We start from the raw sequence: 11,591 nt of genomic DNA, 5'->3' as shown, positions 1-11,591 counted from the left end.
TCCTGATCATTTCGTAAAGCTTATTCGTTATATGAGTAAGCCCCTTGAACAACAGTTATAAGGATGCGGCCATGAATAGACGTAGCTTACTAAAGTCACTTATCGCCACTACGCTTACCAGCTCTCTTCCACTGAGTAGCATGCTGGCAATCAATGCCCAGGCTTCTACAAGCACAAAAAGCTTCCCTTGGAAAAACTGGTCTGGCAATCAAAAATGCGTTCCGAGCGAACGCTTAGCGCCCGCCTCTATTGCTGAGCTGCAAACTCTGATTCGGCAAAAGCAACCCGGCATCCGGGCCTTGGGCAGCGGCCACTCCTTCTCTGCATTGGTTCCTACTAATGACATACTGCTTTCTACCCGGCGACTATCCGGTTTAAAAAGCATTGATAAAGAAAAGCAGCAAGCCACTTTCTATTCCGGAACTTTACTTAGTGAGTGCGGCCCTATACTCAACGAAAACCATCAAGCGCTAATTAATATGCCAGATATTGACCAGCAAACCCTTGCTGGCGCCATCAGCACCGCAACGCATGGCACAGGCATGTCATTAGGAAGCCTATCGAGCTATGTCATAGGCCTTGAAATGGTTAGCCCACAAGGTGATCTTGTTCAATGTTCTAATGAGCACAATCCCGAGCTATTTAGGGCAGCTCAGGTTGGCCTGGGAAGCCTCGGTATCATCACCTCAATCACGATGCAAAACCAGGCGCCATTTAACCTTATACGCGAAGCACAATGGATGAGTTTTGAAGACGTCACTGAGCAAGCCCATAAACTTGCCAAGGACAACCGGAACTTTGAATTCTTCTATTTCCCCTTCACCGGCATGGCGCTCACTGACACCTTAAATATCACCAATGAGCCCCCCTCATCGTCAGAGGAAATTGATGGTAACAGCGGCATTATGGACCTTAAAGCCGCCAGAGACTACTTGGGCTGGTCGAGTCAACTGCGCGAGTTGATTATCGGCACCTATATGAAGACCCTTGAAACACATACAAATATTGACCATTCCTACGCTATTTACGCCAATGATAGAAACGTCCGCTTTAATGAAATGGAATATCATCTTCCCGTAGAAGAAGGAATCAAAGCCTTAGGTGAAGTAAGAGACACCATTGAAAAACACTTTAGTGAAGCATTCTTTCCTATTGAGTGTCGCTTCATTAAAGGTGAAGAAGCCTGGTTAAGCCCCTTTTATCAACGTGACTCCATATCCATCGCAGTGCATCGTTATTTTGAAGAAGATTACCAACCGATGTTTAAAGCAATTGAGCCAATTTTTCGAAAGTATGGAGGACGACCTCACTGGGGCAAGCTTAATACATTTAGCCGCGAAGAGTTCAAGAAAAGCTACCCAAAATGGAATGATTTTATTGAGCTAAGACGCAGCTTTGACCCAGAAAGCAAATTCCTGAATACCTACCTGAAAGACACCATCGCTTAAGGTCTAGCTAGCGCCGGGAAAGAGCCTATTCAGGCTCTTTCCAAGCCATCAGCATCTCACGGGTTTTAGGGTAAACATCCATAAATTCTTGATGCATAGGTAATATGTTTTCGATAGGCTGCCCGTCTTTGCAAGCTATCTCAATTTTCTTTGCTGCCTCAGCGAGCGCCAAGGCACTCAAATTGGCAGCAACGCCCTTTAGAGCATGCGCGCTATTTCCTGCCGCTTCCAGATCGCCTTTATCGATATCTGATTGCAGAGTATCAACATACTGCGGCATATCACTCAAAAACGAAGCTATCATAACTTTCAGGATTTTGGACTTCCCCATTACCCTGCGTAATACATCACTTTCATCCCAAATCTGCAACTCAACCCCCTTCGTTTCATCTGGTACTGCCTCTTCAACTATTGCAGAAGCCTCTTCACTTAAATCACAACTTTCGCTCACTTTTACAATTTCACCTACTTGGGCTGCCTTCTGATCAACACCCGCCACAAGGTGAAAATAGAGCTTTCTTTCCAAAACCTCAGTATCGATAGGCTTGGATAAATAATCATTCATTCCTGCTTCAAGGCAGCGTTCCTTATCGCCCTTCATTGCATTCGCTGTCATCGCCATAATAGTGATATCTTTATAACGAATTCCAGCCGCACCACCTCTTATTTCTCGTGTTGCTTCATAGCCATCCATACCTGGCATCTGACAATCCATAAGAATCAGGCTATACGGCAAATTGTCTGGCGAATTTTGCAAAGCAACCAACCCACTATCGGCCAAATCAGCACTGAGCTTCAATATATCCAGCAATGCTAAAGCAACCATTTGATTGACATGGTTGTCTTCGACCAAAAGAATACGGGTATTATCCGGCCACTGGTAGCCACCTGGTAGGCTATCCTGATTCTGATGAATACCGCCATGCTTCAAGCCACGATCATGATCACCCGCCTCTTGCCCACCCTTACACACACTCTCTTCTGAGAAAATAATATTAAGAGAGTCGAACAAATCTAAGGTCGTGGTTGGTTTTGGAAAATAGGCACGACAACCCAAGTCTGAAAAAAACTGTGAGTCGCCCCGGTTCTGCAAGGATGTCATCATCACTAGGTTTGTCTCAGACAAACCCTCTTCCTCTCTAAGCCTTTTCGCCAGTTCAACACCATCTATACGCGGCATATCCATATCAATAAATATAGCTTTATACCGAATAGTTTCACTATCCTGAGCAGCCTTGGTCAACATATCCATGGCGTCGCTAGCTGAATCAGCCTGCGCTACATTTGCTCCCCATACTGTTAGCTGACGCGTCAAAAACTCCCGATGACTGGTATTATCATCAACAATCAGGATATCAGCCCCCTTGATATCGACATCGGGGCTAACCGTTTGAGATTGTTCACTTGTTTCAAGCAAAAGGTTAAATCTGAAACAACTCCCCTTACCCGCCTCGCTTTTAACAGAGATGCCGCCTCCCATCATTTCGCATAACTGCTTAACAATCGCCAGCCCTAGACCACTGCCACCATACCTTCTGGTCGTTGAGGCATCGACTTGAGTGAATGAGTCGAACAACTCCGCTATTTTATCTTTTGGAATACCTATACCGGTATCGGATACTGAACAATTTAGGCGAAGGAGGTCTCGACCATCTGCAGAGAGCTCAGGAGTTAGCGACACTTTCACATAGATCTCGCCTTCGTGAGTGAATTTAATCGCATTACCCACCAGGTTTGATAGAATTTGCCTAATTCTTCCAGGGTCCCCTTTTACCAGGCTATGTTCAACATCAACAACGTCAATAATCAATTCAACATCGTCTTCACAAGGGCGATGACCGATGGCTTCAGAAAATTCGCCAATCATTGAGCGCAAGTTAAACTCTAGAACTTCAATATCCAACTTGCCGGCTTCGATCTTGGAAAAGTCCAGAATATCATTGATCACAGCGAGCAAAGAATGAGCACTCGATCGAGCTAAGGTCACTTGATGATGCTGCTCTTTATTAAGCTCACTATTAATTAGCAGCCCCAACATACCTAAGACACCATTCATTGGTGTACGTATTTCATGGCTCATGCTGGCTAAAAACTCGCTTTTGGCTCTAACAGCAGACTCGGCCTCATCCCGGGCAACGATAAGCTCTTTAGTCTTCTGCTCTAATGCTGCCAATGCATACTTAGATTCTTGATCACTCGCCTCTAAAGCCTTTTCATGCATTTGCCTCATTACCAGCATATGATTGAACGCTTCAGCCAAGCGTCCTATTTCATCATTGCTATCAATCTCGACTCGCTGATCCATCTCTCCTGCCGCAACAGCCATTGTTGCTTCTGCAAGCTTTGTAATGGGCCTAGAAACTCGTCGTGCCTGCCACAAAGCCAAGACAATACTAAGCAGCCCGGTCAGTATGACAAATACCGTTACTATCTGTTTTAGCCAATACGCCGAAGCCAAAGCTTCTTTCTTATCTACCTCGCTGATCAAACTCCACTCAATATTAAATATGCGTACCGAGTGATGAATACCAATTACCTCTTCACCATTCGGCCCCACATATTCGAAAGCCTCTTCATAGTCATGCTCCAAGTCATGAGTTTGGAATTCTGAAGTTTTTTTACACCTATAAGCTTTTGATACAACGCCTTCTTCAGCACCTACTGCATGCTCCTTTCGCCACTTTTCGAATTGTTCAGTTGCGATAGTTCGCTCCAGAATCTCTGACTGATCATCGATACTGGTTCTAAGCAAGCCGTCGGCACCGACTAGATAATGTGAAGCATTAATTTTCGCCAAATCTCGTGACAGCAGGTTTATCAATTGCTCTAATCTAATTTGAATAGCAAAAGAACCGATAACTGCGCCGTCACCCGAAAAGATCGGTGCCGCAATAAAACCATCTGGGCGCCCCTTAGATGGCGCATAGCGTTCGATATCTGAAAAAAGCGTTTTCTTCTGTTTGAGTGTTTACTGCACAAGCCACGAAAACTTTGTCTGGGCATAGCGCCCGTCGAAAAGATTGGTACCAAAGTCATCTTCATGCTCAATGGTATACAGAATATTGCCTTGATTATCGATTAAGAATATATCGTAAACATAGGGATAAGCAGCGCCTATCGCAACAATACTGTCTTCCTGGCCTTTTACCCGTGCCTGCCAGTCTGAGCTGTGCACATAAGTGAATAAATCAGTATTGCTGTGCTCGTAACCCTCTCGAAGTGAAATCAGTAGGTCTTTGTGGGTCGGCACTCCTGCCTGTAAGGTGACATCGGTAAAACGATAGTTGAACCAGCTTCGAATGAAGCGCTCATTAAGGTCAGCGGCCTGAACCAACTCATCAACAGCTGCTTGTCGCAAGCTTGAATAAGCTTGATAATAGCTCATAGAGGCGATCAAGATCATTGGCACGATTGCCAGAACTAAAAACCAGAAAGTCAGCTTGAAGCTAAGAGATTTTCCGAAGCTCTTGGCTACCGGCTCAGACACCTCATTACCAATCAGAATATTAGCCTCACCTTCAGGCACGACGAACCTCACATGTTGAACAGTGAGTTTTGTTATTTTTATTCTTTGCGTACATCAAGACTCTCTAGCAGGTGAAACTTTTAGAAGGCCTTGATTATTTATAGTTCAGGTCACGCAGTATTGCGAGCCACCCAAGCTCTATAATAGGTGCTTGTGACTAACTCTCTACACCACCAAAGGGGCAATCCATCACGGCGGCAACACCTTTTATCAAGTAACTCTGCTTTGCCGTGACAACTGCATCGGATTTGGCAGCCGCGAGCAAACCTTTCAATAACCGTGGTTTTAACAATGGGTAGGCCAAGCCCAAGTCATGCACTGCTCGAGTAAACCTTGCTGATTGGCAGTCACTTATTGGTAGCAAGGTAATCCCGGCAACGCTTGCAGCCTCACAACCTTCTTTGAAGGCTTGCTGATAAGTTGCTTGCTCACGTTCCAAGCCATAATAGACAATACGGGACAGCACAACTTGGTAAAGAGAAGCAATTTTCTTAATGTCTTTATATTTTGGTTTTTCTGGACGCGACAAGCCAAAATATCGATCACAATGCTGCTTAAGGAGCTGGAAAATCAGCCACTCAAAAACATCAATTTTTCCATCAGCATGAATTAGTTCCAGAAACAAAGAACGATAATGACGATATTGCACTAAAGACATCAGCTTTAATGCGGGTATGCTTAGTTCAACAATCTCCAAGCGCTGCTCGGAGTTTAGCTCAGCTAAAGGCTTGATCATGTCAGCAACTGAATCTGCAAGATCACCACCAATCTTTTGAGGTGAACCTTTTTGGCTTGAACTAACGATCTTAAGCTGTTTTTTGACGACAGCTTCCTGTTCATCAAGCAAGACTGCACACATTAAGGCAGGCGCTTCACTGGGTTCGTGAGCTTTACCAACAAGCAAATCATAAGCTGACTTGAAAACACCATCCTGACTAAATGCCGGCTCAAACTCTATCGGTTTATGCTCTACAGGTTTTGCAGATTCAGCTTTTTGCTCGCCTATTGTTGGTTCTACTACTTGCTCACTCCCAGCAAAAGACGATACAGTTTCACCACTACCGGATAAAACACTTGCTTCCCGCTCTAGTGAAGAAGGCTTCATAAAACGGCCGCTCCACCGTGGCATAACTCTGCGAATCCGTTCTTCTAATGGCGGGTGCGTAGCAAAAAACTGGGTGAAGTAGCGCCTAGGAGATCCGATGCGAGAAAAGAACAAGTGGCTCACTTCATGAGCGCCATGATGCACAACTTGTGACTGGGCAGTGGCACCACCAATCAAACTCAAGGCCTCACCAATACCATTGGGGTTTCGGGTAAACTGCACTGCAGAGGCGTCGGCCAAAAACTCTCTCTGACGGCTTACAGCAGACTTTATGATCATGCCAAATAACTGGCCAATCGAGCCAAGTAGCCATAGGCACAAACCAAATGCAAACAGGCCCGCAACCACGCCGCCATTATTTCGGCCATGACCATAGCTACGATAGCGACGCCCTCGTTGACTCGTCATACGCATCACCATATGACCACTTTCACTAATCATTAGAATGCCATGCAAGACAACCAGTAACTTCATGTTCAGGCGCATATCGCCATTAAGAACATGGCTAAATTCGTGAGCAATAACTCCCTGCAGCTGATCTCGGTTAAAAGTATCCAAACAACCTTGTGTGACGCCAATAACGGCATCCTCAACCGACAAACCGGCGGCAAAGGCATTAATACCTGGTTCTTTTTCAAGCAAATAAACTTGTGGCACTGGGATACCCGCGGCCAAAGCAATCTCCTCGACAACATTTAGTAAGCGCTTTTCCTGAGCCTGGCTTGAGTTTGTCAGAACAGGTCGACCGCCCAAAGCTTCAGCGACAACCCTTCCTCCGTCTCGCAAAGAGAGCCATTTGAACAGCATAGCCATCGCCAAGACGCCTACGACGAGAAGCGTCGTCCAGGTAAATTTTTTCCAACCTAGTGCGGTGATCAGGTTTTCGCACCACTGAAAAATGTTCCCGCCTGCATCAGCAATCGGATTCACTCCATCCAGTGCATACTCTGGGTTACTGTATAAAACGAAAAACGCGACACAGAGGTTTGTAAGCAAAACCAATAAGACGACAGCAATGGTAAACAATGCCAACAACCATAAGGTTTGTTTCCTGGCATCATCTTGCGCTTTATAGAAGTTCATTGTCTAGAATGAAACTTTGGGAGCCGATTGAATTTGTGCCGAGTCTTCAAACTCTAGAAGCGTCGCGTCTTCTCTGTGACTAAAGCTGGTAGCAAAAAGGTTTTGAGGGAAGCTTTGACGATATTGATTATATTCAGTAACTGAATCATTAAAGGACTGACGCGCAAAGGACACACGATTCTCGGTGCTAGTCAGCTCTTCAGAAAGCTGGCTCATGTTATCACTAGCCTTCAGTTCCGGATAAGCCTCTACAGCCACATTTAGACTTCCTAAAGCACTTTGTAATAAACCTTCACTTTTAGCAAGTTCCTGCAACGCTCCCGCACTAGAAGGATTAGCGGATGCTGCTTTAAGGCCTGCCAGAGCTTGATTACGAGCCGATATAACCGCTTCCAGCGTTTCACGCTCATGTGTTAGATAAGCCTTAGCCGTCTCGACTAGATTAGGAATCAAGTCATAACGACGCTTAAGCTGAACTTCAATTTGAGAGAAAGAGTTTTGATAGCGATTTTTTAAAGCTACCAAGGTATTGAAAATACGAATGATATAAAAAATCGCAAAAATGATAATGAAGGCTGTTACTAAACTGCTGATATCCATATTTAATCCCGTCACTTGGCGCACCAGTTACAGTGCAATATTCAATTGATCGAGATATCCCTATAAGCAAAAACAGTATAGGCGCATTAAGCGCCTAGCTCCTATCTTTTACTTAAGCTTGCGAGCTATGATAGGCCCACTCAAGCCAAGGCATAAGCGCGTCAACGTCGCTGCTCTCGATCGTACCTGCACACCAGATTCGTAGGCCATCAGGAGCATCGCGATATGAGCCTATATCGTAGGCTACACCTTCCTGCTCTAGCAATGCGACCATCTTCTTCAGTGCGTCTTTTTCTAAGTCTAGCACCAAACAAACACTTGTATTGGAACGAGTACTTTTATTTTCAGCCAAAAAGTGAATCCAATCATGCGCGTCAACAAAACGCTCAACAGCAGCCAAATTCTCTTCTGAGCGCTTGATCAAAGCAGGTACCCCGCCCAAGCCATCAACCCAGGATAAAGCATCTAAATAATCGGCAACACAAAGCATTGACGGAGTATTAATAGTTGAACCTTTAAAAATACCTTCAACCAACTTCCCTGCCTTGGTCATACGGAATAATTTGGGCATTGGCCAAGGTGGCGTATAGCTTTCCAAGCGCTCGACAGCTCGAGGGCTAAGTATCAGCATGCCGTGAGCACCTTCACCGCCAAGTACTTTCTGCCAGCTAAATGTGATTACGTCCAGTTTTTCCCAGGGCATATCCATGGCAAACACTGCCGAGGTTGCATCACAAATCGTCAAACCTTCACGATCGTCAGCTATCCAGTTGGCGTCTTCAACTTTGACACCCGAAGTCGTGCCATTCCAGGTAAATACAATATCGTGAGAAGAAGAAGCTTGAGAAAAATCAGGGAGTTTACCGTAGTCCGCTTCGTAGAGAGAAACATCATCCAACTTCAGCTGTTTTGTAATGTCGGTTATCCAGCCTTTACCGAAGGATTCCCACGCAAAAACATCGACAGGACGAGCACCGAGCATCGACCACATCGCCATTTCCATTGCTCCGGTATCAGAACCCGGTACTACACCCACTCGATAACCTTCAGGCAAACCCAATAAACGCGCCGTTTCAGTACAGCATGCTTCCAATGCTGTCTTACCAATCTTGGCGCGATGAGATCGACCTAAGGTATCTAATTGGAGCTGGTTAACGTCATAACCAGGCCTTTTACTACAAGGCCCTGATGAAAAGTTTGGGTTATTTGGTTTAATGCTTGGTTTTTGAATTGGCACAGCGCTGATCTCTGACTAAATAGATTAGAAAAATTTGCGCTATCCTATCATTTTTAGGGCTGTTAGGGTAAAGGCTTGACGTAGATTGTTATTTTTTAATCATCGCTTTTACTGTATTAATGACCGCGGCCTTAAAACACTACAACCCTGTATTTTTCGTTCAAGAGGTAGCGCGATATCCACCAGTCAATAAGTCACTTACCCGCTTTTGATTTATTCCAAATAGCACTGTTCACATTTCGGTCGCTTTCGCTGTTTGAGTCTTCCTTACTATGGACGGGAGATGCAGGAACCGCAGTCTCATCAGCATCTGTGCTATCACGGTATTTTCGCTGCATGCCCTGAATAAACTTGCGCAGCATTTGATCTTGCAGCTCACGATAATGTTTGTGGCCTACTTTACGAAAGAATGCGCTCAACTCGGATTTGCTGACACGATAGCCACCTAATGCCATTAGCTCACAAATATCATCGTCTCGAAGGTTCAGCGCAATCTTCAGCTTACGCAAAATAATATTATTATTTAAACGACTTTCGGGCAAAGCTTGAGGACCATCTTTCTTGCCACGCAACTTATTAATCATACCATTGAGAAAACTGGCAAACTTTTTATCTGGACAGTTAACGAAGTCTGGATCATCGTCTTTCTTTAGCCATTGACTTATGTGCTCTCGAGTTACAGCGCATTCTGCACTGGCCCACAGCGCAATCATTTGTCGATCATTATATTCAAAGGTATAGCGCAAGCGGCGAAGGATATAGTTATTGGTCAAAACAGTCTCGCAAGTTATTGCCCCTATCTTCTCGGGGCCGTAAATTATTACAACAGGCTAACATATTTTCGTGCAGACAATCCCTTCAGCATCAAATCCAATCGCGTTAGCTTCAGCACTATATTGTTCGATTAGAAAACTTTGTTAGAAACTCACTGCTTTTAGGGTGACTACTCTTTATATGAACACCTACAATAAAGCCATCAGGTGTAATAAGTGAATGCCTTACCGTTCCTAGCGCTGTAATATCGTAACGACGACCTTTATAGAATGCATTGATATCAACTTTAACCAAAGCCCGCTCTTGAATGCTTACCGGTGAGGTCAACGCAATCCCTGCTTCACTCAGATCTTTCGTTGTACACTGGATCGTCTGCTGACTTTTTAAGGTCACAAGCACCGGCCAGCGAACCTCCCTACGCGAATGCAAGCGCCTGTTTGAATCATCCCACTGCCCTTGTATAAAAACTTTTTCATCACCCTGAACTCGCGGCTTAGATAAGGCATTTTGACTTTGAAGTGATTCTTCAGTTTGTGCCTCAACACTCTACCTTTCATGCGCTTTCACATTCTCATGAGATGATTCCTCCATAACCTGCACTTTAGGCTTATTGTTTCTTTTAGTGGCAGGTGGAGCGTTAAGCACATTGCGCCCCGCAAACTCCTTGTCATGAAGCCCTAAGGCCTCATCAACATTCATCACGACAGTTAACATTTCATCATCCGAAGACTTATGCTCCGAATCTATTAAAATAAAATCAAATTGAGCAAAATGAATAACCGTGTTGTGAGTCAATAATACCTCACTATTAATACGCTGCTTGTTTACAAAAGTACCATTAGTAGACTGAAGGTCTCTCAAAAATAAGCGACCGTCTTTGCTTATTATCTCGGCATGTTCACGAGAAATACCAGAGCGCAGAACAACCATATCAATTGACTTATTTCTGCCAATAACAAAGGGAAACTTAGTGATGGGTATTTTCTTGACCACCCCAGTTTCGTCCAAACTTCCTTTCCAGTGCCAAAGTGCCAAAGTGCCAAAGTGCCATAAAATAAACTCAGTATTAATCGACATAAAACTTCTTCAGTATAAGAGCCATGCTGAAAAACACATAACTGAGCACCAAAGTTATTGGTAATAAAAGTCCATTACCGCTACCCACCCTTTGATCGCTATCGTCAGTTTAATAATGCGCATGAATCCAGGAACTATTTAAACCCAAGAAGCTCAGCCAAATGACGCTAGTTAAGCATTCTGCTACAATCTAAAGTACTAACTACTTAAATATAGGGGACCTCACTTTGCGCCAAATCAGCTTATTAATCTGCTGCATATCACTCATTACTTTTAGCAGCCTAAGTTTGGCCAAGCCTCTCGCCAGCAAAGATAAGATCAATAAAGTCAGTGACTACTTTATGAGCCAAGTCGTTCAAGCGGAATATGACAGCGCTTATTCGCTTATGTCTGCTTATATTGGCGTCAGTCCTGAGCAGTTTGAGGAACGTGGCAAAAAGATCTCCCACGATATGAAGATGCTTGAAGCACGTCAGGGCAAGCCGCTTTCCTTTGCACTTTTGAAGCAAGAGTCGGTCGGGGAGCATTTCTATAAAATAAGCTATTTGCTGAAGTACCCTTCAGCCGCCTTAGTTTGGGAACTAAATTACTACCAGCCTCAAGAAGGTTGGAACCTGGTTGATATTAGTTTCAACACCAACATTAATGCTTTGTTTGAGTAGGATATACGGTAAAGAAATTAGCTATTTTACTTATAGCGCTTGCGCTCGAAGTAAAATAGCCTTCATTTCATCCGGGTTT

General features: G+C 44.4%; 10 protein-coding genes. 2 read left to right on the top strand and 8 right to left on the bottom strand.

All coding sequences use genetic code 11. The features are described 5' to 3' along the window. Nucleotides 1–71 precede the first annotated feature (71 nt). Nucleotides 72–1,448 (top strand): D-arabinono-1,4-lactone oxidase, encoded by a 1,377-nt coding sequence (locus tag A3763_RS00135; RefSeq protein WP_068515609.1) that lies wholly within the window; start codon nucleotides 72–74, stop codon nucleotides 1,446–1,448. Nucleotides 1,449–1,473: 25 nt separating this feature from the next. On the opposite strand, the gene A3763_RS00130 is transcribed toward A3763_RS00135, so the two are convergent. The 8 genes from A3763_RS00130 to A3763_RS00095 form a co-directional block, all read right to left on the bottom strand. Further along, nucleotides 1,474–4,269 (bottom strand): hybrid sensor histidine kinase/response regulator, encoded by a 2,796-nt coding sequence (locus A3763_RS00130; RefSeq protein WP_068633080.1) that lies wholly within the window; start codon nucleotides 4,267–4,269, stop codon nucleotides 1,474–1,476. Nucleotides 4,270–4,416: 147 nt separating this feature from the next. After that, the gene (locus A3763_RS00125) at nucleotides 4,417–4,974 is read right to left on the bottom strand and encodes a hypothetical protein (RefSeq protein WP_068513115.1); all 558 of its coding nucleotides are present in this window, start codon (nucleotides 4,972–4,974) and stop codon (nucleotides 4,417–4,419) included. 157 nt (nucleotides 4,975–5,131) lie between these two features. Beyond that, nucleotides 5,132–7,162, bottom strand: a complete 2,031-nt coding sequence (locus A3763_RS00120; RefSeq protein WP_068513117.1) for a M48 family metallopeptidase — start codon at nucleotides 7,160–7,162, stop codon at nucleotides 5,132–5,134. Between the two features lie 3 nt (nucleotides 7,163–7,165). Beyond that, a complete protein-coding gene (locus A3763_RS00115) occupies nucleotides 7,166–7,762 on the bottom strand; it encodes a LemA family protein (RefSeq protein ID WP_156494769.1) in 597 nt (198 codons plus the stop codon). A gap of 112 nt (nucleotides 7,763–7,874) precedes the next feature. Next, nucleotides 7,875–8,999 carry a phosphoserine transaminase gene (locus A3763_RS00110; protein WP_231872048.1) on the bottom strand — a complete coding sequence of 375 codons (1,125 nt, stop codon included), beginning with the start codon at nucleotides 8,997–8,999 and terminating at the stop codon, nucleotides 7,875–7,877. A gap of 194 nt (nucleotides 9,000–9,193) precedes the next feature. Further along, nucleotides 9,194–9,772, bottom strand: a complete 579-nt coding sequence (locus A3763_RS00105; protein ID WP_068513119.1) for a DUF1456 family protein — start codon at nucleotides 9,770–9,772, stop codon at nucleotides 9,194–9,196. A 118-nt stretch (nucleotides 9,773–9,890) separates the two neighbouring features. Continuing rightward, nucleotides 9,891–10,202 (bottom strand): PilZ domain-containing protein, encoded by a 312-nt coding sequence (locus tag A3763_RS00100; protein WP_197475492.1) that lies wholly within the window; start codon nucleotides 10,200–10,202, stop codon nucleotides 9,891–9,893. A gap of 117 nt (nucleotides 10,203–10,319) precedes the next feature. Then, nucleotides 10,320–10,850, bottom strand: coding sequence for an FHA domain-containing protein (locus A3763_RS00095; RefSeq protein WP_068513123.1), 531 nt, complete (start codon nucleotides 10,848–10,850; stop codon nucleotides 10,320–10,322). A 287-nt stretch (nucleotides 10,851–11,137) separates the two neighbouring features. On the opposite strand from A3763_RS00095, the gene A3763_RS00090 reads away from it, so the two are divergent. After that, entirely contained in the window at nucleotides 11,138–11,512 is a 375-nt protein-coding gene (locus tag A3763_RS00090) for a hypothetical protein (RefSeq protein ID WP_156490281.1), read from the top strand. The last annotated feature ends 79 nt before the right edge of the window (nucleotides 11,513–11,591 follow it).

The sequence above is a fragment of the Oleiphilus sp. HI0128 genome (assembly GCF_001635365.1).
This window is presented reverse-complemented; position numbering and strand designations above follow the sequence as displayed.